Source organism: Arthrobacter sp. LjRoot78 (assembly GCF_964254335.1).
Classification (GTDB): domain Bacteria; phylum Actinomycetota; class Actinomycetes; order Actinomycetales; family Micrococcaceae; genus Arthrobacter.
Window position 1 is genome coordinate 2,331,679 of the sequence record NZ_CAXUTG020000001.1, and the last position, 26,532, is coordinate 2,358,210.

Sequence of the window (26,532 nt, forward strand, 5' to 3'; positions counted from 1 at the left end):
ACCTGCCGGTCCGCGGCCGGGTTCCACCCGTGAAAGCCCCTGCGAAAGGGAACGACATGAATGAGGCCAGGGATGTCCGTACCATCGTTGTCGGAGTGGATGGTTCGGACGCTTCGGTGGAAGCCCTGAAGCGGGGGCAGGGCCTTGCGGAGCAACTCGGAGCCCAGGTTGTCGCGCTGGCGTGCTGGGATTACCCGCCCGTATACGACGGCTACGTGGCCATGGGCATTAACGACTTCGATGTCCGTGCCGGGGAGATCCTGAACGAATCCGTAGCCAAGGCCTTCGGGCCGGAGACACCGCCGAACGTCGAGACCCGGCTGGTGCAGGGGCGCCCGCGTCATACCCTCATTGACGCCAGCCGGACCGCGGACATGCTGGTGGTCGGCCGCCGCGGCCACGGCGGCTTCGGGGGCCTGCTGCTAGGGTCCGTGAGTTCTGCCTGCGTTGCGCACGCGCATTGCCCGGTGCTGGTGGTGCATACCCCGGAGAAGCGCTGACACGCGGAATGTAGACGCCGGCGAATGTCGATGCCGGCGGCCGGGCGTGCGCGCTATCCGAAGGCCGCGCTGCCTACTCGAAAGCCGCGCGCCGGGGATCGGAGAGCCGGGTGTTCCACAGGTCCGGCTTCTTGACCTTGAATCGCCGGCCGGTCAGGGCCTTTGGCGCGACCCTGACGTAGTAGTCCTTGTCGCCGGGCTGCCATGGTTCCAGGAAGAGGGCATCAACCTCGTCCTTTTCGTCCTTGGCCTCGATCAGTTCGGCTTCGCCGCGGGCAACGACGCTCCAGGCCATCTCTTCATGGGCGTCATAGCCGTCGATTTCGAAAGCCACGGGCTTGGCGGTCATGGCAGCCCAGAGCTTGGTCCCGCCTGCAGTGCGGAAGACGATGCTGCGGCGCTGGAGCACGAAGTTCACCGGGAAGATCTCGGGGTGGCCGTCGACAATGAGGGCGATCCTTCCCACCGTCTCCGTGTCGAGCATGACCCAGCACTGGTCAATGGACAGCTGGCCTTCGGGCGGCGTCATGTTGTTCATGTAAACCCACGTTACGGTCCTGCCGCCATGCCCATTAGGGCCATAGGGCCCCTTGCGGCACCACAACAGCCTCTGATAGCGGACGAGCTACGTTGTTGCGCCTTACCAGGATTGTGGCGCCTACCAGGGGCTGGGCTTGTAGTCCTTGAGGAAGACGCCGTACTGGTCCTCGCCGTTTTCGCCCATGACAATCGGGTCGTAGACCCTGGCTGCACCGTCCACGAGGTCCAGCGGCGCATGGAAGCCTTCCTCCATGAGCCTGACCTTCGTGAAGTGGGGCCGCTCATCGGTAATCCACCCGGTGTCCACCGCGGTCATCAGGATGCCGTCGGAATCAAGCATTTCCTGCGCACTGGTCCGGGTCATCATGTTCAGCGCCGCTTTGGCCATGTTCGTATGGGGGTGGCCCGGGCCCTTGTAGGCGCGTGAGAACTGGCCCTCCATGGCCGAGACGTTCACGATGTACTTCCGGTGCGCGGTGGAGCGCTTCATGGCTGCACGCAGCCGGCTGACCAGCAGGAAGGGCGCCGTGACGTTGCAGAGCTGCACCTCGAGCATTTCCAGCGGATCCACTTCGTCCACCACTTGGGTCCAGCTATTGATCGCGGCAAGATCCGGGACCAGTCCGCCGGCGTCAATGGCCGTGCCGGAGGCAATGCGTTCCAGCGATGCCGAGCCTGTCGAGAGGGCAAGGGAGGTGATGGCATCCCCGGCCAGGACGGGGTGCTCCATGACGCTGCTGGCAAGGGCGAGCGGGTGTTTGTCATGGGCATGGCCGAACGTCACCAGTTCCGGGCCGCCATTGGCTACTTCAAGGGCTGTCGGCAAGGGCTCGTCCTCGGCATCAACCAGGGGTTTGTACGCGTTCCCGGACCGGCGGACGGTCTGGGCGGCGTTGTTGATGATGATGTCCAGGGGCCCCGCGGCGTCGAGGGAGTCGGTCAGGGCCATCACCTGGGAGGGATCACGGAGGTCGATGCCCACAATCCGGAGCCGGTGGAGCCAGTCACCGCTGTCCTCCATGGCCGCGAAGCGACGTGCAGCATCCTTCGGGAACCGCGTGGTAATCGTGGTGTGGGCGCCGTCGCGGAGCAGCCGCAGCGCAATGTACATGCCGATTTTTGCGCGCCCTCCCGTGAGCAGAGCGCGCCGGCCTGTGAGGTCGGTGCGCGCATCACGCTTGCTGTGGCTGAAGGCAGCACACTCAGGGCACAACTGATGATAGAAAGCGTCAACCTGCGTGTAGTGGTTCTTGCAGATGTAGCAGGGGCGGGACCTGATGAGGTGCCCGGCAACTTTCCCCGTCGCTGAGGGTTCCAGTTTGTTCCCGCGGGTTTCGTCGTCGATCCGGTCGGGTGCAGCCGTGGCCGTCTGGGCGATCACTGCCCGGTCCGATTCCGCGATCAGGTCGCGTTTCGTGACCCGGCGGTGGCGTTTGACAGCCTTGAACATCTTGCCCGTGGCGCGGCGCACCGAGACGTAGTCAGGGTGTTCCTCGTCGTAGGCGTGGATGGTGTTGAGAACCTTGAGGCAGGCCTGGATGTCCTCAGGCGTCAAATCGGCGGTGTTCATTGGTCCAATTTTACAGCCTGGGAATCCTTCGGCCTGCCGTCAGGTTTCGGGGGATAGGGATCCGGGTCCTAGTCGGCGACCGTCACACCCAGCGTCGCTGCGTGGGCTTCGCCCAGCTTGGTCACGGTGTCCCGCACAGCCGGGTAGTTTTCCGTTGCCGCCTTTATCGCGTTGGGGACCAAGTGAAGGTTGGCGGCGGACAGTGCGCGTTCGGCGTCGTCCGGCTCGGGGACTTCCTGGCCCTTGGACAGCACGGTGATGCCCGAATCGGTGACTTTGAACCCGCGGGCCCGGTCGCGCTCCGGGTCCAGGCCGATCGCTGCGCCGGCGGGTACTTTGACGTTTTTGTCGATGATGGCGCGGTTGACTACGGCTCCTTCGCCGATCTGGACCTTGTCCATCAGGACCGAATCAACCACCCGGCTGGACGTACCCACGTAGACGTCGTTGGACAGGACTGAACCCTCCACGATGCCGCCGGAGATCACCACGCCGCTGGCCACGATCGAATCGAGCGCCGTACCCACGGTGTTTCCCTTGCCGCGAACGAACTTTGCCGGCGGGGAAATGCTCTGCCGGGTGTAAATGGGCCATTCCGAGTTGTACAGGTTGAAAACCGGCATCGGGGAAATAAGGTCCATGTGCGCATCGTAGAAGGAGTCGATGGTGCCCACGTCGCGCCAGTAAGTCCGGTCCCGTTCGGTGGAACCCGGAATGTCGTTCAGCGTGAAGTCATAAACGCCTGCTTCGCCTTTGTTGACGAAGTACGGAATGATGTCGCCACCCATATCGTGCTTAGTGTCGAGGCGCTCGGCGTCAACATGCAAGGCGTCCACCAGGGCATCGGCATCGAACACGTAGTTACCCATGGAAGCCAGGAACTGCGTCGGATCAGCGGCCAGGCCCGGAGTTGAGGACGGCTTCTCCACGAAGGCCGCAATCTTCTGGGGATCGTTCTGGTCCACTTCGATGACGCCGAACTGGTCGGCCATGTTGAGGGGCTGGCGGACGGCGGCCACCGTTGCCTTGGCGCCGCTGGCGACGTGCTGCTCCACCATCTGCGCGAAGTCCATGCGGTAGACGTGGTCCGCACCGACGACGACCACGATGTCCGGGTTGGCGTCATGGATCAGGTTCAGGGACTGGTAAATGGCATTAGCGCTGCCAAGGAACCAGCTCTTGCCCACACGCTGCTGCGCGGGGACGGAAGCAATGTAGTTTCCCAGCTGCGTGGACATCCGCCACGTTTCGGAAATGTGCCGGTCCAGGCTGTGGGATTTGTATTGCGTGAGCACCACAATCTGCAAATAACGGGAATTCACGAGGTTGGAAAGTGCAAAGTCAATCAGCCGATAGCTTCCGGCAAAAGGCACGCCGGGTTTGGCCCTGTCCGCCGTCAATGGCATCAGACGGTTGCCCTCGCCGCCTGCGAGGACAATGGCCAGGACTTTCTTATTCAACGGCATGGTGGTCGCTCCTGTACGCCTTCGTATCTTTCCCCAATAGTCCGGCACGCCCGGACCCCTTCACACTAGAACAGATACGCCGTAAGGACTACCTTGGGTATCGTGCGAATAGACATTGTGACTAAAGAGTTCCCGCCCGAGATTTACGGTGGCGCCGGGGTCCATGTGGCTGAACTGAGCCGCGTGCTGGCCAAGCATGTGGATTTGCAGGTGCGGGCCTTCGGGGCGCCCCGGGATCCCGACTATCACGGGGCGAAGGTGACGTCCTACTCCGTTCCGGAGGATCTGGGAGCCGCCAACGCCGCCGTCCAGACGCTCGGGGTCGATCTGCGCATCGTGCCGGACATCGCGGGGGCCGACCTTGTGCATTCGCACACCTGGTATGCCAACATGGCGGGCCACCTGGCCTCGCTGCTGCACGGCATCCCGCATGTGTTGAGCGCCCATAGCCTGGAGCCGCTCCGGCCGTGGAAAGCCGAACAGCTCGGGGGCGGCTACGCCTTGTCCTCCTGGGTGGAAAAGACCGCCTACGAGGCCGCCGCTGCCATCATCGCCGTGTCCGAAGGGATGCGGCAGGACATCCTGCGCAGCTACCCCGATGTGGATCCGGCCAAGGTCCGCGTGGTGCATAACGGCATTGACGTCGAACTCTGGCAGCGTGACGAGGCCGATGACGCCATCCGCGCCCTGGGCATCGATCCGGCCCTGCCCAGCGTGGTGTTCGTAGGCCGCAACACCCGCCAGAAGGGTGTTCCGTACCTGCTGCGTGCCGCGGCCAAGCTGCCGGCGGATGTCCAGCTGGTGCTGTGCCTCGGCGCGGCGGACACTCCCGAGCTCGCCGCGGAAACTGCCCGCCTGATCGAGGAGCTGCAGAGTCAGCGCAGCGGAGTTGTCCTTATTGAACGGATGCTTCCGCGCAACGAACTGATCCAGGTCCTCAGCCACGCAACCGCCTTTGCCTGCCCGTCCATCTACGAACCGCTGGGGATCGTCAACCTCGAGGCCATGGCCTGCGGTGCGGCCGTGGTGGCCAGCGCCACCGGCGGGATCCCGGAAGTGGTCCAGCACGGCGAAACCGGACTGCTAGTGGATCTGGAACAGGTCACCGACGGCACCGGAACCCCGCTGGATCCGGAGAAGTTCGTCAACGAATTCGCAGCCGCCTTGACCGAGGTGGTGTCCGACCCCGAGCGCGCCCGCGCCATGGGACAGGCCGGCCGCCGCCGCGCGGAGGAGCACTTCTCCTGGGACTCCATCACGCAAACCACCCTTGAGGTGTACCGCTCGGTCCTTGCCTAAACGGAATTAATCGACGACGGCGCCGCACCCCGCTAAGGGGGCGGCGCCGTCGTGGTTTCCCGCCGGTATGACTTCCTACCAGCGAACGTCCTCAGACTGTCCGGACAGTGCCGGCAACCTAGCGGCGCTGAGGCTTGGACTCACGCGCCTTCTTCGCAAGAAGGACTTTCTCGTCAACGGGGGCCTTGCCGTCGGCGCGCTGCGAACGGAAGTAGGCCCTGGCTTCGTCCTGCCGGATCTGTTCGGCGCCGGTCGCAATCGCCGCCCGGAGATGCTCCGGTCCATACCCGAAGGCGTCCACTAAATCCACGGCGTGCGGACGGATCTTGACCAGGAGCCGGTTAATGTAGTCGCCCACCGTTCGCGCACGCTGCATCGACAGCCGCCCGTTCATGAGGTACCAGGACAGGTTCTTCTCGATGAGCGAGAGTCCGAACAGATCCCGCAGCCAGGTCAGCACCCGCTTGGTGCCCGGGTCCTTCACGTTGGCCAGGGCCTCGGTGAAGGCCTCCCACTGCAATAGCTCCGCGTGTGCCTGCGCCGCTTCGATCAGTTCGTGCTGGTGCTGGTTGAACGCCTCGGCAGCCTTCTGCTGCGGCAGCTTGTTCGTCCCCTTCAGTGCGGCTCCCGCTTCGGCAACCATGGTCTGCACCCGGTCGGTCAGCAGCAACCGCTGCGTGGCCTCGTCCCGCAGCGCAATGGCTGCCTTCTGGACGGAGCCAGTGTCGGCCACGAACTGGGCGACCTGGCGAAGGCCCGTCCGGTGGACTGCAGTGCCGGCGGCCTGGCTCACCACGTAGCGGGCCAGCACCCCGACATCGACGTTGCGGAATTCCTTGGCGTAATCCGCGAGGAGCCGCTTGGCCACCAGCTGGAGCAGCACCGTGTTGTCACCTTCGAAGGTGACATAGACGTCCAGGTCGGCACGCAGGGATGCAAAGCGGTTCTCAATCAGGAACCCGGCACCGCCGCAGGCTTCACGGCATTCCTGGAGCGTGTCGAGGGCATGCCACGTGCTGAGAGGTTTGAGCGCGGCGGCCAGGGTCTCGAGGTCCTGGCGGTCCTCGTCGGTGTCGTGGGCGCCCGAGAACACGTCGTCGAATTTCTGGAGCAGCTGCTCGTGGGCGAAGCCCGCGGCGTAGGTCGTGGCCAGCCGGGTGAACAGCCGCCGCTGGTGGCGCTGGTAGTCGAGCAGCACTTCTTCGTCAATGTGTGATGAAGCGTTGAACTGGCGGCGTTCGGTGGCGTACTGGATGGCGGTCTTGAGGGCGATCTTGCTGGCAGCCACCGCGGCACCGTCCAGCGAGACGCGGCCCTGGACCAGGGTGCCCAGCATGGTGAAAAAGCGGCGGCCGGGGCTGGCAATGGATGAGGTGTAGGCGCCGTCAGTGTCAACGTTGCCGTAGCGGTTGAGCAGGTTGGTCCGCGGGATGCGGACGTTGCTGAAATGAAGCCGGCCGTTGTCGATGCCGTTCAGGCCGCCTTTGACGCCGTCGTCCTCACCGCCGATGCCGGGCAGGAATTCCTTCGTCTCCGGATCCCGCAGGTCCACGTAGAAGGCGTGGACACCGTGGTTCACGCCGCTGGTGACCAGCTGGGCGAACACCACGGCGCCGAGTCCGTCTATGGCGGCGTTGCCGATGTAGTCCTTCCACGCTGCACGAAAAGGCGTGTTGACCACGAATTCCTGGGTGGCCGGGTCAAAGGTCGCCGTGGTGGCAATACTCGCAACATCGGAGCCGTGCCCGGTTTCCGTCATCGCGAAGCAGCCGGGAATGTCCAGATTCATGATGCCGGGCAGCCACTTGGCGTGGTGTTCCTCAGTGCCGAGGTGCATCACAGCCGAACCAAACAAGCCCCACTGGACGCCCGCCTTGATTTGCAGCGACGGATCGGCCGTGACGAGTTCCTCGAACCCGGCGATGTTGCCGCCGTGATCATCGGAACCGCCCAGCGACGCGGGAAAGGCGCGGTGGACGGCGCCATTGTCCACCAGGTACTTGAGCTGGCCGAATGTGCGCTTCCGGTGCTCCGTATGGGTCAGGCCCTCGGTCTTGTACAGTTCGGGGCGGCCTGCAAGCTCGCGCGAGTGCAGGCGGATCCGGGCCCACTTGCCCAGAAGCTGCTCACCTAGCGCCTCGACGTCGACGGACGGCGTGGCGTCCGCGCGGTGGTGTGCGCGGGCGGCGGGGCGGCTTGCCTGGCTGGCGGGGCGGTCAACTACGTCAGTCATGTCGATTCCTTCTTTGGTTCTGACAATTCACTAAGGGTCGGATTGAGTGGATCCAGGACTTCGAGTTCCGGGGCTATCCCGACGCACAGCCACGCCGTGATCTGGCGGGCCATCATTTCCTGGTCCGGTTTGTTGGTTGATTCCGGTGTGGCGAGCCACTGCTCCCCGGCATTCCGGACGAGTCCGATCGCCGCGGTAGGCCAGTACCCGATCACGGCTTCCTTGCCGGCTCCGAGGTGTTCCCGCATGGGCCGGGCGATCATGTCGCGGACTTCTTCGAAGAAGTGGCCAAGGGCACCGGCTGCGGCCATTCCGCCGGTGGTCGTTCCCGGCTCGCCCGCCGAATAGGTGGTGACGAACGTGTAGACGTGGGGACTGGTTTCAGCCATTTGGAGGTAGGCGGACACCATGGCCAGAAGCCCCTCCCTGGGCGTTTGCGCGCTCTGCGCTGCTTCCTGGATACGGCGCTGCATCTGGCTGAGCACCACCTCGCCGACTGCCTGCTGCAGGCCGGCCTTGTCGCCGAAATAGCGGTAGAACACGGACTTGGACGTGCCGGCTGCAGCCGCGATGTCCTCCATGGAAGCGTCGCTCCCCAAGGCGTGGACTGCCTTCCGAGCCGATTTGATCAGTTCGCGCCGCCGCTCCTCACGGTGCGACTGCCAGCGTGCGGCGCGTCCGTCGATGGCCGAGCCGCTTGCGGAAATACCGCCGAGGGAGTTGCCGTCCCGGGGCGCGGGAGGATCAACGGGGGGAATGTTCACGATACTCAGCGTATCAGGTACGCTGGGTATCGGTAATCAGAGTTCAGCCAAAGGAGACAGCACATGTCCTTTACCGGACAGTCCGCCACCGGACCAGAGGAATCATCCAACGCCCAAGCGGCCACACATGGACGGGACTCATTGCGCAAAGCTGTGGTGGTGGGCGGAAACCGGATTCCGTTCGCGCGGACCGGCGGCGCATATACCAAGTCTTCGAACCAGGACATGCTGACTGCAGCACTGGACGGCCTGATCGCCCGTTTCGGCCTTCAGGATGAACGGATCGGCGAGGTTGCCGCCGGCGCCGTGCTCAAGCACTCCCGTGACTTCAACCTCACCCGGGAAGCAGTTCTGGGCTCGGCGCTCTCCGCGGAAACACCCGCCTATGACCTCCAGCAGGCGTGTGCCACGGGGCTCGAAACGGTCCTGGGCTTAGCCAACAAGATTAAGCTTGGACAGATTGATTCGGCGATTGCCGGTGGCGTCGATTCAGCATCCGATGCGCCGATTGCCGTGAGTGAGGGCCTGCGCGAGGTCCTGCTGGACCTCAACCGGGCCAAAACCCTGCCCCGGCGGCTTCAGGTCCTGAGCCGCCTTCGTCCCAAGGACCTGGCACCCGACGCACCCAATACGGGGGAACCGCGAACCGGGCTGTCCATGGGTGAACACCAGGCCCTCACCACCGCACAGTGGAAGATCACACGGGAAGCCCAGGACCAGCTGGCGTACAACAGCCACCGCAACCTCGCCGCCGCCTACGATGCAGGCTTTTTCGACGATCTGCTCACGCCCTACCGTGGGCTGACCCGGGACTCAAACCTCCGCGCTGACACCACCCTGGAAAAACTGGCAACGCTCAAGCCCGTCTTCGGCAAGAGCCTCGGCGCCGAGGCAACTATGACAGCGGGGAACTCCACACCCCTCACCGATGGCGCGTCCACCGTGCTTCTTGCTTCGGAGGAATGGGCCGACGCCCACGAACTGCCCAAGCTCGCCACCGTGGTCGACGGCGAGGCGGCCGCCGTCGATTTCGTCCACGGCAAGGACGGCCTCCTGATGGCGCCGGCATTCGCCGTGCCGCGACTGCTGGCCCGCAACGGCCTGACGCTCGATGACATCGACTTCTTTGAGGTCCACGAAGCGTTTGCCGGCACCGTCCTCAGCACGCTGGCCGCCTGGGAAGACGAGGAATTCGGGCGCACTCGCCTGGGTCTGGACGGCGCGCTGGGCAGCATCGACCGCTCCAAACTGAACGTCAACGGATCCTCACTGGCCGCGGGGCACCCCTTTGCTGCGACCGGCGGCCGGATCGTGGCCTCCCTGGCGAAGATGCTCCACGACAAGGGCCGGGTGGACGGCCGTCCGGCGCGCGGCCTGATTTCCATCTGCGCCGCCGGCGGCCAAGGGGTCGTCGCCATTCTTGAAGCATTCTAAGGAGGCCGGTGTGACTGACAAGTACACACAATTTGTAAGCCGTGGAATCGGCAAGGATGTGGCCAAAAAGCTCGGCCTGCCGCAGCCGGTAGTGCTCCGGCGCTACCAGCCGGGACAGCCCCTGGTCCCCGGTCCGATCCTGGTCCAGGGCTCCAGTGACGGCGCCGACGAAGTCGCCGCCGCCCTTTTGTCCTGGGACCTCGACGTCCGCCGGCATGCGGTGCCCCGGGAGAAGCTGGGCGCCATCATCCTGGTGCTGGACGAGCTGGGCCGCCCGGAGGATCTGGAAGGGCCTGTCCTCGCGGCGGCAACGTCCATTCGGGATTTGTCACCCAACGCCCGCGTCGTGACGGTGTCTCGGACAGCGGCAGGCGCGCCGGGTCCGGCGTCTGCGGCAGCGCGCCAGGGTGTGGACGGACTATTGCGCTCCCTCGCCAAGGAGTTGCGCGCCGGCGCCACGGCAAACGGCATCGTCCTGGCGGACGGGGTAACGACCACGAGTCCCAGCGCCCTGGGAGCATTACGGTTCTTTCTCTCCGCCCGGTCGGCTTTCGTCGACGGCCAGTTCCTCACCATTGCATCCGGGGAAGGGAAACTGCCGGCCGATCCGGACAAGCCGCTGGCCGGGAAGGTCGCAGTGGTGACCGGTGCCGCCCGCGGCATCGGCGCGGCAATAGCCCGCACGCTTCACCGGGACGGGGCCACCCTGGTGGTCGTCGACATCCCTGCTGCCGGCGACCATCTGGCGGCAGTGGCCAACGAGGTCCGCGGCACAGCGCTTCAGCTAGACATCACCCGGGAAGACGCCGGGCAGCGGATCATCGACCATGCAGTGGGCAGGCACGGACGCCTGGACATAGTTGTCCACAACGCTGGCATTACCCGGGACAAGTTGCTGGCCAACATGGATCCGGACCGCTGGAACTCCGTCATTGCCGTCAACATCGTCGCCCAGCTGCGCATCAATGAGGCCTTGCTGGCGTCCGAACAGTTCCGCAACTCCCCGCGGATCGTCTCGGTCGCGTCCACCAGCGGTATCGCAGGCAACCGCGGGCAAACGAACTACGCGGCATCCAAAGGCGGCGTGATGGGCATGGTGCGCGCCACGGCACCGCTGCTCGCGGAACGCCACGGATCCATCAACGCTGTGGCGCCCGGCTTCATCGAAACCGAAATGACTGCCCGGATTCCGTTTGCCACCCGCGAAGTTGCCCGGCGCCTGAACTCCCTCCAGCAGGGCGGCCGGCCCGAAGACGTCGCAGAGGCGATCGCGTTCCTGGCGGGCGACGCCGCCGGCGGCATTACCGGCGAAGTGCTGCGAGTGTGCGGACAGAACCTGGTGGGCGCATGACCGGTGCCCAGCCCGTGATCCTCGGGGACATGCCGTCGTTATCCAAGCTTTATGTGAATGCCGCGGCCACCGCAGCACGGCGCCGGGTGCTGGGTGCTGACGCGGGGATCACGCTTCCACCCTGCGGGCATGAAGTCAGGGGAGTGCGGGCCCAGGTGGCAAATCTCACCGCCTACCAGCATCTGGTGGGCGAGACGGCAAGCGACGTTTTGCCTGCCGGATTCATTCACGCCCTGGCGTTTCCGGTGTCCATGAGCGTGATGAACCGTGACGATTTTCCGCTGCCGCTACTAGGAATGGTGCACCTGAGCAACAAAGTGGAGCAGCACGGAGCCATCCTGTTCACGGAGCCCCTGGACATCACGTCATGGGCCGAGAACCTGGGCGGTCACCGTGCCGGCACGCAGGTTGACATCGTCGCGGAGGTTCGGCGCGCAGGGGAATCCGCGGTCCTCTGGAAGGGAACGTCCACGTACCTCGCCAAGGGCGTCTTCCTCCCCGGGATCGACAAGCCCTCGGCGCCGGCTGCACCTGCGTCGTTTTCTGCGCCGGATCCCACGGCGCTGTGGCAGTTGGGCGTTGACACGGGAAGGGCCTATGCGGCCGTGTCCGGCGACTTCAACCCCATCCACCTGAGCGTGCTCTCGGCCAAAGCCCTGGGTTTGCGCCGTTCCATAGCGCACGGCATGTACCTGGCCTCGCGGGCACTCGCCGACGTCGGCGCCGTGAAGGGGGATTCATTCCGCTGGGATGTTGCGTTTGAAGCGCCGGTGTTCCTGCCGGCACGGGTCGCGCTGGACATCAGTTCGGTCCATTCCTCTTCCGGCGCCTGGCTGTGCTCCGACTACTCCGCATGGAATCCGCGGTCCGGCCGCCGGCACTTCACGGGCAGCGTAAGTTTGCTGTAGCTCAGGACTGCCCGGCCGAGACCACCCGGAGGATCCGGTGGAGATTCAGCACGATGGATTCGGCAGCGCTGGGGGCATCCGGATTGACATCGTCGGATGCCATCCGCTCTGCCAGTGCGTCCACGGCGGTTTTGGCTGACTCAATCAGCTCGTTTTGCTTTTGCGGGTGCTCGTCTTCCATGGACCTGAGGACCTCGCTGACTGCGGCCAGTGCATCAGCCAGCGGCTCGCTGTAGGGCAGTGGGATGACGAAGGGCACGTCCTTGTCCCAAATGACGTCCGCCAGCACCTCGGTCATGTCCTGGATGTGGAAGGTAACGCCCTCCAGGCCCCTGACGTTGTTGTAGTCCCGGTCCAGGTCATGTGGATGGAGCCGGCGCCGCGGATTGGCCTGCCGGCTTGCATCCGCCTTTTGGACGGCGGCCCGAACAGCCCGGGCCGACTGGGCGAGCTCCTCCGACCGCACCGCCCAGTCCTCATGCTCGGGCGGCCATGTTTCCCTCAGGGCCTCGCCCATGTCCGAGAGCTGCTTGGCGAGCGCCCACCGGAGCTCGGCGAGGCTGAGCGCCGCAGCCTTGAAATGCAGGGGCGGGAAAACCAGCATGTTGACGGCGATACCGACGGCGACTCCGACGCCCATTTGAACAAGGTAGCCGAAGGAGAAGTCGTCAGGGTTGTTCCCGCCTACCAGCAGCACCAGCAGGGCCGCCGTCGGGATCCAGTCGCGGCCGGCCCCGAGGCGCGGCAGTCCGGCCAACAGGACGCCGAGCGCCATAAAGATGGCCACGGTGACGGGCGAGGGTTTGCTGACACTGATCAGCAGGAAGGCCAGGCCGATGCCCAGCCCAAGGCCCACCAGCGTCTGGACGCCCTGCTTCATGGAACCCGACACGTTCTCGTACATGGCGACCAGTGCGCCGAGCGGGGCATAGTAAGGGTACTGGGCCGCGGCGCCGGGCATCAGGGGCGCAATGAGGAAGGCAAGCCCGGCGGCCAGCCCTGCCTTGGCTGCGAGTTTCAGCCGTGGGCCTGACAGTGCCACCGCAATGCTGTCCGCAACGGACTGCCATATCTTGCCGGCCCGCGAGGGGAGGGCCTCTTCCTGCTGTTTTGAGTTAGCCATTGGGCCTCACCATAGGGCTGTCCTGAAGCTGCTACAAGTGGATAAACCTACTCACGGGTAAGAGCTGGCGCCGTGGCCCCTCCGACGGAGGCAGCCGCCTGCCGGACCGCGTGGGCCAGCCGGTGCGCGCGGCCCGGGGTTCTGCCTTCCTCCTGCGTTCCGGGCACGTAGCCGAAGGCGAGGTCGTAGGCAGGATCCGCAAAGCCCAGGGCGCCACTGGCACCTTCGTGGCCGAACGCCCGGTGGCTGCCGAAGTTGCGGCTGGGGTGCGGCTTCATAAAGACAACAGCAAAGGCATTGTCCAGCCCGGACGCGCGGTCCAGCCCCCATACCTGTTCCTCGGACATGATCCGGATGGTTTCCGGTGACAGGAAGGCCGGACGGCCCTCCAGGCCAGTGGTGGCGGCAGCATAGAGCCGGGCCAGGCCCTCTGCCGATCCCACGCCTCCGGCACTGCTCATGCCATGTTCCCGAATGACTCGCTGGTTGGGGAGTTCCATCACTGTGCTGACTGCCGCATTGCCGTTGAGGCCTTCAAGTCCCAGCGGGTCCAGCCAAGGCTGGCTGGTGTCGACGGTGTACAGCACGTCCCGGTAACGGGGCTCCTGCTTCGCCGGGAGCCCGAGGAAAAAGTTGATGCCGTACGGCAGCCGGATGCGTGACGAGTACAGCTCCTGGAGGGTACTGCCGGAGAGCCGCCGACAGAGTTCCTCCATGATGATGCCTATGGTCAGGGCGTGGTATCCGAACGTGGCGCCCGGCCGCCACAGCGGCGGCGCCGCAGCCAGCTTCCCGGCCGCGTCCGCCGTCGTGAATTCACTGAGCGCGAATCCTCCTTCCACCCCAAGCAGCCCGGCCCGGTGCGAGAGCGCCTCGCGGACTGTGATCGTGTCTTTTCCGTGGGCAGCGAATTCGGGCCAGTAGTGCGCCACTGTACGGTCAAGGTCCAGCAGTCCGTCCTGGACCAGGAGGGCGATGACAAACGCGGCGGCACCCTTCGAGCAGGAGTAGGTGCCCGTGATCGAGTCCGCTGCCAGGCGGGGCCCGCCGCTGACCTCCAGCACTTTCGTGCCTGAACGGTAGGCGGCAAGCTGGGCGCTGTACTGCGGGTCATCCCGGAGGAATGAATCGAACAGGCTCCGGACGGCTTGGTATTCGGGCACGGCAAAGCCTGACGAAAGTTGCATGGGACAACACTAGCGGCGCGCCAGGATCACTCCCGATCAGCGTGCGCCGTGTCCCGCGGCAACTTCCTCGCCGCTGCGGACGGGACCGGGAGCGGTGCCCGCTCCAAAGGGGCGGCCGCCCAGGGCCTCGCGGCCGTGGCCTGTCAGCCATCCGGCCAGATCAGGCCCCTGCGGGACGATTCCGGTGGGGTTGATGTCTTCGTGGACGATGTAGTAGTGCTGCTTGATCTGCACGAAATCGATGGTGTCGCCAAATCCTGGGGTCTGGAAAAGATCCCGGGCGTAGGCCCACAGCGCCGGCATCTCGCTAAGCTTTTGCCGGTTGCACTTGAAGTGGCCGTGGTAGACGGCGTCGAAACGGACCAGCGTGGTGAACAGCCGCACGTCCGCTTCGGTGATGGTGTCGCCCACCAGGTACCGCTGGCCGGCGAGGCGTTCCTCCAGCCAGTCCAGGGTGGTCCACAGGCGTGTGTACGCGGCGTCGTAGGCGTCCTGCGAACCGGCAAAACCGCAGCGGTAGACGCCGTTGTTTACCTCGGTAAACACCCTCTTATTAACCTCGTCGATCTCGGTCCTGAGATGGGCAGGGTAGAGTTCCGGGGCCCCTGGCCGGTGGAACGCGGCCCACTCAGTGGAGAAGTCGAGCGTTATCTGCGGGAAGTTATTGGTGACCACACCGCCTGAGCGTACGTCCACGATGGCCGGCACGGTGATTCCGCGGGGGTACCCCGGGAATCTCTTGAAATACGCGTCCTGGATCCGCTCAATTCCGAGGACGGGATCGACGCCGCCCCGGTCCAGGTCAAAGGACCAGGACCGCGCGTCATGCGTAGGGCCGGGCTGCCCCAGCGAGATGGCATCCTCCAGTCCCAGCAGCCTGCGGACGATAGCTGTCCTGTTCGCCCAGGGGCAGGCACGGGCTGCGATCAAGCGGTACCGTCCGGCTTCCACCGGCCACCCCGGCTCCCCGTTCCGTCCCGGCGCGCCGTCCCGGGTGATCCGGTCCTCGATGTAGTTGGTGTCCCGGGAAAATTCCTCACCGCCGGTGACGTATGAGCCCTTGGTGCTGAATCCGGGGTCGGAAGAGTGATCAGCCGCGGCGCGGGAACCTGAAGTCATGTTTCCACCCTATTGGCTCAGCAGCGTTGCAAACACCCGGGCCATGGGCTGCCAGGCCACCCACCACGAACCGGCAACCACCGCGGCGAAGAGCAGGATCCAGACGGCGGCGGGAACCGACGTGGCCCGGTAAAGGAGATGCGCGTCGGATGTGGGCAGCCTGTCCCGGCGCCGCAGGTGCACGTTTGACAGCTTGGCGAGGTCGCGGACGGCGGCCACCAGCAGGGCGAGGCCCAGAGCAATCACCACGTGGCCGGTGAACTGCGGCGGGACGAAAAGCACCAGGAGTGCGCTGCCTACAACTGCTGCGGAGGTAATGAGCAGCCCCATGGCGTTGCGGATAAACAGGAACGAACCCGCCAGGATTAGCGTGCCGACGGACATCGCCGCCGGTCCCCAGCCGTTGAAACCCGACCACACCATGGCCGCTCCCACCACGCCGGGCACGGGGTAGCCCCAGAACGTGGACCAGACTGCGGGGAAGCGTCCCCTGCTGTACGTGGTGGTGGTCCCGGAGTGGTCCAGGCTCAGCCTGATGCCGCCCAGGCGCTGCCCGGTCATGAGGGCAGCGAACGCATGCCCGAGTTCATGGGTGACGGTGGCCAGCAGCCCGAAGTACCGCCACGAAGCACGGGGGAGCGACAATACCGTAGCAAGCACCACCACAATCAACAGTTCTGTCGCCGTCACCTGCGGCGAGGGCGACTGGGAGAATCCCGAAACGATACGCTCCCACAATGAACCGGCAACATCCGTCATGGCTTTGGACCTGACTTTCCGCCGGCGTGATCGATGCAATAGGGGGTCCAGGGGCGGGCTTCGAGCCGGCCCTCGGCAATCGCCACGCCGCAGATTTCACAGTGGCCGTAGCTGCCGCCCGCTATCCGGGCAAGTGCCGCCTCAACCTGCGCCAGGGTGGCGCTGCTTTGGTGCATCAGCGCGGCAGCCTGGGAAAGCTCAAAGGCAATAGTGGCGCCCTCGGGATCATGCTCGTCATCGACGTTGGAGTTCTGGCGCGCAGCGTTCGCGGCGGTGATGTCGGCACGGAGCGCCGGCAGCAATAGCGTTTTCCGGGCGCGCTCGGATTCAAGCAGAATCCGGAATCTCTCGACGTCAACCATAGTATTCAAGGCTAGCCCGGCGCGGGGGCCGAGCCTAAAGGGCAGAAGGTTTTCGGGCCATAAGACCCCTCACCGACGGGCCGTGCGTCCGTAGAGTGAAATTGCGTAAAGCCAGTACCCGCCCGGTGAGGGGCCGCCCGCCGGACGGCAGGCGCGCACGAGACCGGGAGGGACGATGAACCATCCGTCAGAGAAGGACCCTGCTGCGGAGAACGAAGCCTGGAGGCCGTGGAAAGGCACCACGCGAGCATGTTGAAACGCCTCACGGCGCTCGTTGCCGCTTTGACGAGTTCGGTGGAGAAACGCGATGCCGGGGGCGAGCATGATGCGCACGAGATATTGCTGGAATGGTTGGAAAACGAGTTGGTGCCCCATGCCCTCGCCGAAGAAGGCCCGCTCTATGGTGGTCCCCGGAAATCAGCGGAAGCGAGGCTGCTGGTTGAAGGCATGCTGGCAGAACACCAGGTGGTCGTGGCACTCGTCGAAGAGTTCCGTGGGGCGCGGGGTGTGGCCGCCGCCGTAACAGCGGGCTCCATTCAACGCATCTTTGCCCTACACCTGGATAAAGAGAACAGGCTCCTGATGCCATTTGTGGTGTCATCGCCCGAACTGTCCCTGGCCGAAGCCGTCTCAGGGCTGCACGAGTTGGTGGGCGAAGAGCACGCGCACCACCGGGGCAGCGCGCATCATTAGCACAGGGCGCAGCAGCACGAAAATAGGTGGCGGCGGTGTCCTTGCCGAAGCCCGGCGACCCAATAGAGTAAGGGCCATGGCGCATGGAACGGGACAAGAAACCACAGGGATGGCCGATGAACTGCTTCGCAAACTGGCGGCAGCCCGCGGCGTGAGCACCTCCTTCCGCGGCTGGGATGGCAGGCAACATCCCGTCGCGGCCGGGACGCTGCACGGCGTATTGGCTGCACTGGGGGACCGAACCGGGACAGTTGATGACCTCCATGGCGCCCTGCGCGATGCGGAACAGGCGCCGTGGCAGCGTCTCCTCCCGCCGTCGGTCGTTTCGAGGGAAGGCCGCGAAATCCACGTTGCCGTTCACGTCCCGCACGGAACACCCGTCAGTGTGTGGGCGGTAACGGAGGATGGGAACCGAGTGGACGCCGAGCAGCGGGACAACTGGGAGGAGCCTCGTGAAGTGGACGGCACGCTCACCGGCCGGGCGTCCTTTGCCATTTCCGGCGAACTGCCCCTGGGCTGGCACACCCTGCATGCCGACGCTGGCGGGGAACTCGCGGAATGTGCCCTGGTCATTACGCCCGAGCGGCTGGAGACCACCCGGCGTCTGGCGTCTGACCGGCAGTGGGGGCTGACAGCCCAGCTATATTCGGTCCGGTCGTCCCGTTCATGGGGCATCGGCGATTTCTCCGACCTTGTGGACCTTGCTGCGATTGCAGGAAAGGACGGCGCGGGTTTCGTCCTGGTGAATCCCCTGCATGCGGGGGAACCCCGGCCTCCTATCGAGGATTCGCCGTATCTGCCCACCACCCGCCGTTTCTTCAACCCGCTCTATATCCGCGTTGAGGACGTGCCAGAGTACGGATACCTGGACCCTGAAGCCAGGGCAGGCATCGAGAAGAACGCGGCATTGCTCCACACCGCCAATACGGCGGACGGCCTGCTGGACAGAAACGCCAGCTACCAGGCCAAACTCGAGGCACTTGAGCTCATTTTCAAGGTCCGCCGCAGTCCCGGCCGTGTCGGCATGTTTGAAAACTTCTGCGCAGCGGAAGGCAAGGGCCTGGATGACTTCGCACTGTGGTGCACGCTCGCAGAGCGACTGCCGTCGTCGGCGCCCGAGTGGTCCGGCGAGGCACTGTCACCGGAGACCCCGTACTGCGACAACGTGCGGCTTGAGCAGGCGGACCGGCTGGAGTTTTACCGCTGGATGCAGTGGATCTGCGACGAGCAGCTGGCTACCGCCCAGCGGACGGCCAAACAATGCGGGATGGCCATCGGCATCGTCCATGACCTGGCGGTGGGCGTCAAGACAACGGGAGCAGACGCGTGGATGCTTCGCGGGGTGCTCGCCCAGGGTGTGACTGTCGGTGCCCCGCCGGACGTCTTCAACCAGCAGGGACAGAACTGGACCCAGCCGCCGTGGCACCCCGGACGGCTGGCGGCGGCCGGGTATAAGCCGTACCGCGACATGCTGCGGACGGTACTCCGCCATGCAGGCGGCATCCGCGTCGACCACATCCTTGGACTCTTCCGCCTCTGGTGGATCCCGGAAGGAGCCGGTCCGGACGAGGGCACGTATGTGTACTACGACCATGAAGCCCTCATCGGGATCCTGGCCCTCGAAGCCCAGCGGGCTGGTGCGACCGTTGTCGGGGAGGACCTTGGCGTGTTCGAGCCGTGGGTACGGGATTACCTGACGGAGCGGGGGATCCTGGGCACGTCCATCCTGTGGTTCGAGCACAATGAATCAGGTCCGCTGTCCCCGGAGGAATACCGTCAACAGTGCCTGACCAGCGTCAACACCCACGATCTGCCACCGACAGCGGGTTACCTTGCGGGTGAGCACGTGACACTCCGCGAATCATTGGGCCTGCTCCTGCGGCCGGTCGAAGAGGAGCGGGCAGAGGCAGCGGCCGAACAGGAGTCCGTGCTGGCCCTTGTCCGCGAACGCGGGCTGCTTCCTGATTCGTCGGCCGACGTTCAGCGCACCGTCGAGGCGCTGTACGCCTTCACCGCCCTGACGCCGTCTGCCCTGCTGGGTGTCGCCCTTGTGGACGCCGTCGGGGAAACCCGTACGCAGAACCAGCCGGGAACAGACGCGGAACACCCTAACTGGCGCATCCCGCTTGCGGGGCCGGACGGTCCGGTGCTCATCGACGATCTGCCGGAAAACGGCCGCTTCAATTCTTTGGTGGGTGTGGTCCGGAACGCGCTCAAGCCGTCAGGCTAAGCCCGCCAGGGCATTCCTAGCGTTCTGGTCCCGGCGGATGCCCGGGATCAGTCCTTGCCGGTCCCAGTATCCGCAGTGCCTCGTTTTGCGACTCAACTTCCGCGGGGCGGAGGGTCTGTCCGCGCATGAAGCCGGCGCCGGCCAGCATCTGGCGCAATTCCGAAAGCGCCCGCGGCGTAGTCACACCGATGTGCGCCATGGCATGGCAGTTAGCGCAGAGCGGCACCAGATCCGTGACGGGATCCAGGCGGTAGTTGCTGTCGAGCATCGAAAACGGCACGGTGTGGTGGACGTCGATGAAGTCCCTGCCGGCTTCGCCGTACGCGATTTCAAAGGAAAAGCCGCAGGCGGCACAGCTGGTCCCGTAGTGGGCGATGCAGGCGCGCCGCGCCTCCGGATTCCGTTCGTACCGATTCACCACAACTGTGCTGACCGCCCACGCAGGGTAGCTGCCTGGCAGCGGAAAGGTCGTCTCCTGAATCGGCGCCGGGCCTTCAAGCCGCCAGAGGTCACGGACCCGGGCTTCTGCGGCCGGGTCCATGACCTGGCCGTTGCGGACGTCGTTCCACGGCACTTCGGGAAGGTTAGTGCTGAGGATCTCCGGGCCCACCTGGTCGCCGAGGGGAAGGAGGGAGTCGAACGCGACAATCAGGGGGGACGAAGGCCTTCCGGGAGCTCCGGAGCGCGGTCCGGGGCAGCGCCCCGCAGAGATCACCACGCCGTGCCCGAGCAGGCCCCGCCAGTTCTTTCCCCGCAACAGCAGCCAGGCGTCCGATCCATCGGGGATACCGGCCGCGCCCGCAACGCTCCACTCACTGTGGGACTGCCCGGTTTCCTGCACCTGCACGACGACGGATGTGTAGTTCCAGTCGTCCTCGCGGTCCTGGTTCCACACCAGGAAGATGGCTGTCATGCGCCCATTCTTTCAGGGCTACCGCTGAGTGAACCTGTTGGCCCTCCGAAGCGGAAGTTCACCCGCAGACGGAATGAAGCCAGTTGAGTGCTTCGTCCTCGTCCGTGAAGTACTCGCTCGGACAGGCCGGCAGCGGGAGACCCAGCAGGCCGTGGGCAATGACTCGGTCCACCGGAGTGCTGCCCAGGATGGCGAACGCGCTGACAGTGACCGCCGAGCTGTACACACTGATCGCTTCCCTGCTGACTGAGCCCACGCCTGTGATCTCCAGTAGCACGCCGCCCCGAGTGCCCCCGGTCAACGCCAGCAGTTCCTCCCGGGTGCGCTGCCCGTCCTCCTCGGTGATCCGGGCGCTGGGCCGGAGGGTGATCCGCGATATGCCCTGGCTTACACGGCCCACGCTGACATTGGCCCCGGTGTTGTATGTCATTGACTCCCCCAAAGGGGCAGTGCCCAGTGCAGCCGGGCGGCTGCAATTCCCCCGGCGTTTCAGGGCCGGGAAACCTGCCCCGGCGTCAATCTAACGGGGCAGGCCACCGTTGTCCACCAACCACGCAGGTTGCCGCCGCGCATCATCTGCGGGGGACATGGTGATGCTCAAGAACGTAGTCTGCAATCGCCATCGCCGAGGTGGCCGCGGGGGAGGGGGGCGTTCCGTAGGAGCGTTACCGGGCCCACTTTCTCGATCGCAAAGTCGTCAAGGAGGCTGCCGTCCAGTGACCATGCCTGGGCGCGGCGTGTGCGATCGCGATGCCGCCTCCAATGATGCCTACGCGTTCAGTCATTGATCCCGTCTTCCGGCCCGTTTCTTAGCTGAATTACACTCCATCAGATCCATGCGTGCCGCCGTAGCGGCGGTTCCGTTCCGCCGGGGCGTTGCACGAGCACCTGGTTCACTCCGGTCAGTCCGTCCTCGAAGCCCAGCGCACTGGCGGCCATGTAGAGCCTCCAGATCCGTGCCCGCCCGGGGCTGGCGGCGCTGACGGCCTCATCCCAGTGCTGCTCCAGGTTTCGCACCCAGGCCCGGAGGGTCAGGGCATAGTGCCGGCGAAGCGCTTCGACGTCGAGCACTTCGAGTCCGCCGGACTCCAGCGCACCGATCATGTCCGCGAGGCTGAGCATTTCGCCGTCGGGGAAGACGTAGCGGGGTATAAACGAGTCCGGGTCCGGGCTCGTCGGACCCGCATTCCAGGAGATGGCGTGGTTAAGGAGCCGACCGCCGGGACGCAGCAGTCCGTGGAGCTGGGATACGTAGCGGGAAATCTGATCGCGGCCCACGTGCTCGGACATGCCGATAGAGCTGATCGCATCAAACGGGCCATCGTCCACGTCACGGTAATCCTGGACCCGGATGTCCACGCGGTCTGTCAGGCCGGCGTCCGCCACACGTTTGCGGGCAAGCCCCGCCTGTTCGTTCGAAAGGGTCACCCCTACGACATCGACGCCGAAGCGCTGGGCTGCGTGGAGGGCGAAACTGCCCCAGCCGCAGCCGACGTCCAAAACCCGCATGCCGGGCCGCAGTCCCAGCTTCCGGCAGACCAGGTCGATTTTGGCTTCCTGGGCCGCTTCCAGGCTGTTCGGGCCCGCAGATTCGTCCGTTTGGTCGTTCCAGACAGCGCAGGAGTAGACCATTGAGGGACCCAGGACGAGGGCATAGAAGTCGTTGCCCACATCGTAGTGATGCGAGATCGCTGCGGCGTCGCGGCTCTTGGAGTGGCGCCGTCCGTGCCGGTGGATCTTGGATTCCTCCGGTGGCGGAGCAGGATTCGGACCAATCGCGCCCACCCTGACTGCGGTCTTGGCGAGTGTCCACGCTTCCTTTGCCGTCAGCGGCGGAAACGGCCCGGGCTCGGCGAACTTACCGGCCGAACTCAGCGCCGCGAAGCTGGCGAAAACGTCCCCCGGCGCGTCGATGTCCCCGGCTACGTAAGCCCGGCTGAGGCCCAGTTGCCCGGGCGACCAAATGATACGTCGCAGGGCCCGCTTGGAGCGGAACTCGAGGACCGGGGCGTCCTCCGGACCTGCCTCCGAACCGTCCCAGGCGCGCAGCCTCAGCGGGATCCCTTCAGTGCCGAGGACTACGGCCAGTGCTTCGGCCAGCCGTGATGCCACACCCGTGGTCTTCGCCATGTGCATTGCCTCTCATCCAAACTGAAACTGCTGCCTGCCCGTTCCTCATCCATGGTGGCGTGAGCTCCCTGCCGGTCCCCACGCACCTGTGGTTGTTCAATCTATGGTGCAACTCCCGCCGGTGTCTTGGGCCTAACGACACCCCCTGACTTTCGGTCCAAAAACTGTCGACCCGCGCGCAAATTGGGAGGAGGATTAAAGGGCATTCACTATGAGGAGGTCAGGGATGTGCTATCCGTATAACAAGGACTTCCGGAGGGACATTCGGAAAGAGGACTCGAGGGAACCTGAGAAGCAGCCCGAGCCACGCGTCGAGGCGAAGGACTTCAAGTTCTGGGCCTTCCCGCGCCGGGAACGGAAGTTCACAGGTTCAGAGCCGGTGGTGGACCGCACCCCCGAGAAGGTCTAACGGAACCTGGACAAAGAAACAAGAAAAAGGCCCCGCTTTGCGGGGCCTTTTCTGTGGGCACTGGCTTCGTGGGGCTCCAGCCTAAAGGTCTTCCTTGGAGAGCGCCTTGGTCTCAGCCGGGGTGGACCGGCCCAAACGTTCGTCGAGTGCAACCCGCAGCCTTGCTGCGGCCACCTGGACCCTGTGCTCCGAAGGGGTCAGTTGCTTATCGCGGGACGCGGAGACGTGACGGGGTGTCCGGGATTTCTTTTGTTCCGGTGTACTGGTGCTCATGGCCTTCCCTCCTCCGTTCGGTCCGTGCTCGTTGTTCCATTGTCGCCGATTGGTTCCGCGGAGTCCACGGCGTCGACGTCCTCGTCCCACGTGCCGTCGCCGCCGTTGGCCTCGGTCACCGATTGCCACGCAATATCCAGCAGCTCAAGCTCTTCTTCCCGGGCGAGGTCGCTCCGTGCGAGTACCGCAAGCGATGCCAGGCCAAGGGCCTTGGCATCCTCGTCGCCGTCGAGGGCCTTATCCAGTGCCCACTGCGTGCGTTTCCACCACTCGGCCCGGTCGTCTGCCCGTGTCCTTTGCCTGAGTGCCTGCGCGTCCGCCACAGCTTTTTGCCGCAGGGTCCGCCAGCCGATGAAAGCGGCAAGGACGGCACCGGCCAGGACCGCCAGCGGCCCCAGTGCGGCAACGATCTGCCACCACTCGGCAGGGGCCGAAAGCGCAGCTTCAAGGGGGGCAGGGGACAACGTCACATGTCCAGCCTAGGCCTTGGACGCCTGCCGGGCCGGCATTTTGGAAGCTGCAGCAGCGAGTCTCCTGACCCGTCGCGCCATTGGCCGGTACCGTTTATTTGGGGGTGCATGACATGGAGAACGGAGTTACGGACCGGCTGTGGGACAAGGCCGTGCAGGAGTTCATAGCCGCCTGCCGGCAGGAGAAGCTGAGCGACATTGCATTGACCAATGAAGGCCTGGACAACGGGCAGCAGCTGGCCGTGTCCGCCACGTATCTGTCCAGGAAAGGTCGCAGCGTGCCCGTCGGATTCCGATGGACGGCTGCAGAGTCCGGCCTCGCGGCCGAAATCTACGTGGGTAAGGCCAAAGCCCCCGCCGGCCTGGAGCTTGACGGACTGTTCAGGCTCGCGTTGCGAGCCGGCCTGTGGATGGAGCGGCGGCATGTCGCCTTTGCGCTCCTCGCGGTCACAGACATTCACTCAACGGCCGACGGCGTCCGCGGCCGCCTTGAGCTTGAGTACCTGAAGACGCTTGCCGGCGAAGGATCAGTTACACAGGCGCGGGACCTGACCCTGCAGACGCTCAACGATCTCGCGTACCTCTACGGCTCCCGCTCGGCATACGGCACGCCCTAGGCCCCGCCGTGTGCTTGTTGCGGACGGCGGCACTAAGCCGACTGGACTGCTGTGACGGGCGCCACCCCCACGCCTGCCAAGTCAGTGCCCGCAGCGGCGATAGCCTGAGCTGGACTCCGTATCAATGAAGGACAAGACGATTCCACGCCGCAGCTCCAAAGCACTGACCCTTGTGACAGCCGTTGTACTACTGGGAGGCCTGGCCGGCTGCGGCGCCGCGGAATCCGCCGGAACCGCAATCGCGGAAGCCCTCCGCAGCGCCGCACCTTCTGTTGACGGGAAAAATCCGGCCGCACAGCCGGCCATCGACCCCGATGAGATCGCTGCCGCCGTCGCCCGGCTCGCTTCCATCCCGGTGAAGGGGCGCGCTCCGAAGACCGGCTACAGCCGCGACCGGTTCGGTCCCGCCTGGGCTGACACGGACCACAACGGCTGCGACACACGCAACGACATCCTGGCCCGGGACCTGACCGGAGAGACGTTCAAACCCGGCACTCACGACTGCGTAGTTGCCACCGGAACCCTGGCTGACAGATACACCGGCAAGACAATCCGGTTTGTCCGCGGCGCGGACACCAGCTCGGCTGTCCAGATAGACCACATCGTCCCGCTGTCCCTGGCCTGGCAGACCGGGGCACAGCAGATCAGCGACGACCAGCGCCGGGAGTTCGCCAACGATCCCCTGAACCTCATGGCCGCCGACGGTCCTTCCAACATAGCCAAGTCCGACAAGGACGCCGCCACCTGGCTTCCGCCGAACAAGGCCTTCAGGTGCGAATATACAGTCCGGATCACCGCGGTGAAGGCAAAGTACAAGCTTTGGGTCACCCCGCCCGAGCACGACGCGATCCAAGGCATCCTGACCGACTGCGCGTGATCCCGGGCGATGGCCCCGTTCCATCACCGGTACTTTTGACTCTGGGGACCGTCCCCCCTTGGCACCACACTGGTGCAATGAGTGTGCTGCTGACACTGGTTCCCCCGATTGAACGCAACGTGGGCGCCAACCGGGCCCTGCATCCGGACCGTCCCTGGATCCGCGTGGCGCGTGGCGGGGCCGGACTGGCCATGCTCGCCGCCCTCGCCCAGGAGCTCTTCGACGCGACGCAGCCGGGCAACTCCGTCGACATTCCCCAGCTCATCTCCCAGTTCACGTTCCAGTCGAACCTCGTCCTTGGGCTCGTGCTGCTTGTGTCGGCCGCACGCCCGCGGGTGATCGCGGCGCTCGACTGGCTCCTCGTCACCTGCACCGTCCGTGGTCCGTGGCAGCGGCCCCTCCTGTGGCTCTGCTACCCGGTCGCATTCCTGATCTTCTCGTGGGGGCGCGGCGCCCTCGACGGCTGGTATCCCTACGACTTCCTGGACCCGAGGCTCGACGGCGGCTGGCCGGCAGTGATCGCCACGAGCGCCCAGGTGCTCGCAGCGTTCCTCATAGCCGGGGTGCTCGTGCATCTGGCCGGCAACGCCCGGGTAGGCCTCGCCCGCGAGGCCGGAAATGAACCCCATGCCTAGTCACCACTCCTGGCCAACCCGACTCGGGGTCATGCTCGTGGCAGTGCCCGCGCTGTTCCTCGCCGCGTGTTCCCAGCCTGCGGGCCAAAGCGGGCAGACCTCGTCGTCTGGCCCCTCCTCCGGCACGGGCAGCCCGGCCTGCAATCTCATCACCCCGGAGATTGCGGCGAAGGTCGAACCCGGGCTCATGCCTGCCGGCCAGAACAGCCCGGCCAGGCCGCCAGGCAGCAAGGCGTACCTGTGCACCTATTCGAGCAAGTCAAAAGAGGGAGGTCTGACGGCCCTGTCGGTGGCACTCACGTCTCCCGCGTCGGCCGCCGACATCTCCAAAGCCAAGTCGACGCCGGATTGCTCACCGGTCACCGGCATCGGCGACTTCGCATGCCTGCAGTGGACGGGATACTTCCGGGGTGAGGCCGGCGGCGCTTCCGCGAATGTCGTCCTCACAGCAGTCCGTGGCAACGAGACCCTCGAGATGCCCTACGTGGCATCACCGCCCATGGCCGGTTCCGGCGTCCCGGACGGCGACGCGATGGCCCGCGCGCTCTCGCAGGCTGCAGTGGACGCCGGCTGGGGCAACGGCGCTGCACTCAGCGTCCCCGCCGCTCCGCCGGCGGGTTAGCCCGGGCGGGTTAGCCACGGGCGGGTCATCACGATGCCGGCATGTTTC

General features: G+C 65.3%; 27 protein-coding genes. 12 read left to right on the forward strand and 15 right to left on the reverse strand.

Translation table 11 applies throughout. The features are described 5' to 3' along the window. The first annotated feature begins 56 nt into the window (after nt 1-56). The gene (locus tag ACSQ1X_RS10775) at nt 57-500 is read left to right on the forward strand and encodes a universal stress protein (RefSeq protein ID WP_436057669.1); all 444 of its coding nucleotides are present in this window, start codon (nt 57-59) and stop codon (nt 498-500) included. Nucleotides 501-573: 73 nt separating this feature from the next. Here the strand turns inward: ACSQ1X_RS10775 and ACSQ1X_RS10780 are convergent, their stop codons facing one another. The 3 genes from ACSQ1X_RS10780 to glgC form a co-directional block, all read right to left on the reverse strand. Then, entirely contained in the window at nt 574-1,038 is a 465-nt protein-coding gene (locus tag ACSQ1X_RS10780; RefSeq protein WP_055805794.1) for a pyridoxamine 5'-phosphate oxidase family protein, read from the reverse strand. A gap of 120 nt (nt 1,039-1,158) precedes the next feature. Continuing rightward, nucleotides 1,159-2,610, reverse strand: coding sequence for an SDR family NAD(P)-dependent oxidoreductase (locus tag ACSQ1X_RS10785; RefSeq protein WP_055805791.1), 1,452 nt, complete (start codon nt 2,608-2,610; stop codon nt 1,159-1,161). Nucleotides 2,611-2,678: 68 nt separating this feature from the next. Continuing rightward, the gene (gene glgC / locus ACSQ1X_RS10790; protein WP_055805790.1) at nt 2,679-4,076 is read right to left on the reverse strand and encodes a glucose-1-phosphate adenylyltransferase; all 1,398 of its coding nucleotides are present in this window, start codon (nt 4,074-4,076) and stop codon (nt 2,679-2,681) included. A gap of 102 nt (nt 4,077-4,178) precedes the next feature. Between glgC and glgA the strand changes: the two genes are divergently transcribed. Beyond that, the gene (gene glgA, locus ACSQ1X_RS10795) at nt 4,179-5,375 is read left to right on the forward strand and encodes a glycogen synthase (protein ID WP_055806626.1); all 1,197 of its coding nucleotides are present in this window, start codon (nt 4,179-4,181) and stop codon (nt 5,373-5,375) included. Nucleotides 5,376-5,493: 118 nt separating this feature from the next. Here the strand turns inward: glgA and ACSQ1X_RS10800 are convergent, their stop codons facing one another. Both ACSQ1X_RS10800 and ACSQ1X_RS10805 read right to left on the reverse strand, forming a co-directional pair. Further along, nucleotides 5,494-7,608, reverse strand: a complete 2,115-nt coding sequence (locus ACSQ1X_RS10800; RefSeq protein ID WP_436057670.1) for an acyl-CoA dehydrogenase family protein — start codon at nt 7,606-7,608, stop codon at nt 5,494-5,496. Next, the gene (locus ACSQ1X_RS10805; RefSeq protein WP_436057671.1) at nt 7,605-8,372 is read right to left on the reverse strand and encodes a TetR/AcrR family transcriptional regulator; all 768 of its coding nucleotides are present in this window, start codon (nt 8,370-8,372) and stop codon (nt 7,605-7,607) included. Before ACSQ1X_RS10805 ends, ACSQ1X_RS10800 begins: the two co-directional genes overlap by 4 nt. A 63-nt stretch (nt 8,373-8,435) precedes the next feature. On the opposite strand from ACSQ1X_RS10805, the gene ACSQ1X_RS10810 reads away from it, so the two are divergent. The 3 genes from ACSQ1X_RS10810 to ACSQ1X_RS10820 are packed head-to-tail and all read left to right on the forward strand — an operon-like array spanning nt 8,436 to nt 12,065. Then, nucleotides 8,436-9,806: an acetyl-CoA C-acetyltransferase gene (locus ACSQ1X_RS10810; protein ID WP_436057672.1), complete on the forward strand. Its 1,371-nt coding sequence runs from the start codon at nt 8,436-8,438 to the stop codon at nt 9,804-9,806. A gap of 10 nt (nt 9,807-9,816) precedes the next feature. After that, a complete protein-coding gene (locus ACSQ1X_RS10815) occupies nt 9,817-11,157 on the forward strand; it encodes a 3-oxoacyl-ACP reductase (protein WP_436057673.1) in 1,341 nt (446 codons plus the stop codon). After that, complete coding sequence (locus tag ACSQ1X_RS10820; RefSeq protein ID WP_436057674.1) at nt 11,154-12,065, forward strand: MaoC family dehydratase; 912 nt, start codon at nt 11,154-11,156, stop codon at nt 12,063-12,065. Before ACSQ1X_RS10815 ends, ACSQ1X_RS10820 begins: the two co-directional genes overlap by 4 nt. A gap of 1 nt (nt 12,066) precedes the next feature. On the opposite strand, the gene ACSQ1X_RS10825 is transcribed toward ACSQ1X_RS10820, so the two are convergent. Genes ACSQ1X_RS10825 through ACSQ1X_RS10845 form a run of 5 tightly spaced genes read right to left on the reverse strand, consistent with a single transcriptional unit; the run spans nt 12,067 to nt 16,615 of the window. Further along, entirely contained in the window at nt 12,067-13,188 is a 1,122-nt protein-coding gene (locus ACSQ1X_RS10825) for an FUSC family protein (RefSeq protein ID WP_436057675.1), read from the reverse strand. Between the two features lie 47 nt (nt 13,189-13,235). Beyond that, nucleotides 13,236-14,375, reverse strand: a complete 1,140-nt coding sequence (locus ACSQ1X_RS10830; protein WP_436057676.1) for a serine hydrolase domain-containing protein — start codon at nt 14,373-14,375, stop codon at nt 13,236-13,238. Nucleotides 14,376-14,411: 36 nt separating this feature from the next. After that, entirely contained in the window at nt 14,412-15,494 is a 1,083-nt protein-coding gene (locus ACSQ1X_RS10835; RefSeq protein WP_436057677.1) for a glutathione S-transferase family protein, read from the reverse strand. Between the two features lie 9 nt (nt 15,495-15,503). Then, nucleotides 15,504-16,253, reverse strand: a complete 750-nt coding sequence (locus ACSQ1X_RS10840) for a M50 family metallopeptidase (protein WP_436057678.1) — start codon at nt 16,251-16,253, stop codon at nt 15,504-15,506. Beyond that, nucleotides 16,250-16,615 carry a TraR/DksA family transcriptional regulator gene (locus ACSQ1X_RS10845; RefSeq protein ID WP_436057679.1) on the reverse strand — a complete coding sequence of 122 codons (366 nt, stop codon included), beginning with the start codon at nt 16,613-16,615 and terminating at the stop codon, nt 16,250-16,252. Before ACSQ1X_RS10845 ends, ACSQ1X_RS10840 begins: the two co-directional genes overlap by 4 nt. 249 nt (nt 16,616-16,864) lie before the next feature. Here ACSQ1X_RS10845 and ACSQ1X_RS10850 point away from each other — a divergent pair, with 249 nt between their 5' ends. Then, the gene (locus ACSQ1X_RS10850; protein ID WP_436057680.1) at nt 16,865-17,308 is read left to right on the forward strand and encodes a hemerythrin domain-containing protein; all 444 of its coding nucleotides are present in this window, start codon (nt 16,865-16,867) and stop codon (nt 17,306-17,308) included. 76 nt (nt 17,309-17,384) lie between these two features. Next, complete coding sequence (malQ, locus tag ACSQ1X_RS10855) at nt 17,385-19,538, forward strand: 4-alpha-glucanotransferase (RefSeq protein ID WP_436057681.1); 2,154 nt, start codon at nt 17,385-17,387, stop codon at nt 19,536-19,538. 16 nt (nt 19,539-19,554) lie between these two features. Here malQ and ACSQ1X_RS10860 read toward each other — a convergent pair whose 3' ends face one another. From ACSQ1X_RS10860 to ACSQ1X_RS10870, 3 genes are all read right to left on the reverse strand, one after another. Beyond that, nucleotides 19,555-20,451 carry an HNH endonuclease gene (locus ACSQ1X_RS10860; RefSeq protein WP_436057682.1) on the reverse strand — a complete coding sequence of 299 codons (897 nt, stop codon included), beginning with the start codon at nt 20,449-20,451 and terminating at the stop codon, nt 19,555-19,557. A gap of 58 nt (nt 20,452-20,509) precedes the next feature. Further along, complete coding sequence (locus ACSQ1X_RS10865; RefSeq protein WP_436057683.1) at nt 20,510-20,881, reverse strand: STAS/SEC14 domain-containing protein; 372 nt, start codon at nt 20,879-20,881, stop codon at nt 20,510-20,512. Between the two features lie 398 nt (nt 20,882-21,279). Further along, nucleotides 21,280-22,581: a class I SAM-dependent methyltransferase gene (locus tag ACSQ1X_RS10870; protein WP_436057684.1), complete on the reverse strand. Its 1,302-nt coding sequence runs from the start codon at nt 22,579-22,581 to the stop codon at nt 21,280-21,282. Nucleotides 22,582-22,807: 226 nt separating this feature from the next. Here ACSQ1X_RS10870 and ACSQ1X_RS10875 point away from each other — a divergent pair, with 226 nt between their 5' ends. Beyond that, nucleotides 22,808-22,990: a hypothetical protein gene (locus ACSQ1X_RS10875; RefSeq protein ID WP_028269234.1), complete on the forward strand. Its 183-nt coding sequence runs from the start codon at nt 22,808-22,810 to the stop codon at nt 22,988-22,990. Nucleotides 22,991-23,071: 81 nt separating this feature from the next. Here the strand turns inward: ACSQ1X_RS10875 and ACSQ1X_RS10880 are convergent, their stop codons facing one another. Together ACSQ1X_RS10880 and ACSQ1X_RS10885 are read right to left on the reverse strand one after the other, a co-directional pair. Further along, on the reverse strand, nt 23,072-23,263 hold the full coding sequence (locus ACSQ1X_RS10880; RefSeq protein WP_055805752.1) for a hypothetical protein: 192 nt from the start codon (nt 23,261-23,263) through the stop codon (nt 23,072-23,074). Continuing rightward, nucleotides 23,260-23,733 (reverse strand): hypothetical protein, encoded by a 474-nt coding sequence (locus tag ACSQ1X_RS10885; RefSeq protein ID WP_436057685.1) that lies wholly within the window; start codon nt 23,731-23,733, stop codon nt 23,260-23,262. Before ACSQ1X_RS10885 ends, ACSQ1X_RS10880 begins: the two co-directional genes overlap by 4 nt. Nucleotides 23,734-23,846: 113 nt before the next feature. Between ACSQ1X_RS10885 and ACSQ1X_RS10890 the strand changes: the two genes are divergently transcribed. From ACSQ1X_RS10890 to ACSQ1X_RS10905, 4 genes are all read left to right on the forward strand, one after another. Then, nucleotides 23,847-24,350: a hypothetical protein gene (locus ACSQ1X_RS10890; protein ID WP_436057686.1), complete on the forward strand. Its 504-nt coding sequence runs from the start codon at nt 23,847-23,849 to the stop codon at nt 24,348-24,350. Nucleotides 24,351-24,474: 124 nt separating this feature from the next. Next, entirely contained in the window at nt 24,475-25,227 is a 753-nt protein-coding gene (locus ACSQ1X_RS10895) for an HNH endonuclease family protein (protein WP_436057687.1), read from the forward strand. 77 nt (nt 25,228-25,304) lie between these two features. After that, a complete protein-coding gene (locus tag ACSQ1X_RS10900) occupies nt 25,305-25,862 on the forward strand; it encodes a Pr6Pr family membrane protein (RefSeq protein WP_436057688.1) in 558 nt (185 codons plus the stop codon). 31 nt (nt 25,863-25,893) lie between these two features. Next, on the forward strand, nt 25,894-26,484 hold the full coding sequence (locus tag ACSQ1X_RS10905; RefSeq protein WP_436057689.1) for a hypothetical protein: 591 nt from the start codon (nt 25,894-25,896) through the stop codon (nt 26,482-26,484). Nucleotides 26,485-26,532 lie beyond the last annotated feature (48 nt).